General features: G+C 52.9%; 1 protein-coding gene. It reads right to left on the bottom strand.

The window, feature by feature from the left end:
- Nucleotides 1–37: 37 nt before the first annotated feature.
- Entirely contained in the window at nucleotides 38–766 is a 729-nt protein-coding gene (locus ACTHUR_RS13440) for a TIGR00730 family Rossman fold protein (RefSeq protein ID WP_003686578.1), read from the bottom strand.
- Nucleotides 767–777: the final 11 nt, after the last annotated feature.

Raw genomic sequence — 777 nt, forward strand, 5'->3', positions numbered from 1 at the left:
GGGATAACCGCCCTTTGTCAGTTGAAACCTTAGTTTTTTACAGCCCCAGTGACCAAGCATTTTGGTGTTCGGACAAGTCTTCCAGGCGGTTTTCGTAATGGGCGAAGATTTCTTCGATGATTTCGTCTTCGTCGTCGATGACTCGAATCAAGTTCAAATCCTCTTCCAAAATCAGGTTTCTGCCCAGCAACTGCTCGCGTATCCAGTCCAACAGTCCCGCCCAAAATGCTTTGCCCACTAAGATAATCGGGCGGTCGGGCGTTTTGCCGGTTTGCACCAAAGTCAGGCTTTCAAACAATTCGTCCAGCGTGCCGAAACCGCCGGGCATGACGACATACGCCACAGCGTGTTTGACGAACATGACTTTGCGCGGGAAAAAGTGTTGGAATTTAATCGACAAATCCTGATAGGGATTGGCTTTTTGCTCGTGCGGCAACACGATATTCAGCCCCACCGCCGGACTTGCGCCTGCAAACGCGCCTTTGTTGGCCGCTTCCATAATGCCCGGCCCGCCGCCGGAAATGACGGAAAATCCGGCATCCGACAGTTTGCGGGCCAAGCGCAATGTGAACTCGTAGTCGGGATGGTTTTCAGGCGTGCGCGCGCTGCCGTAAATGCTGACGGCTGGTTGAATGGCGCGCAATTCTTCGCCGGCTTCGACAAATTCGGAAATAATCTTCAATACATGATACGACTCACGCGCCTGAATATCGCGGCGGGTTTCGTCGGGCAGCATGGGTTTGGGCAGTTTTTTGAGCAGGCTCACGGCTTTTCCTT

This window comes from Neisseria sp. P0021.S007 (assembly GCF_051956855.1).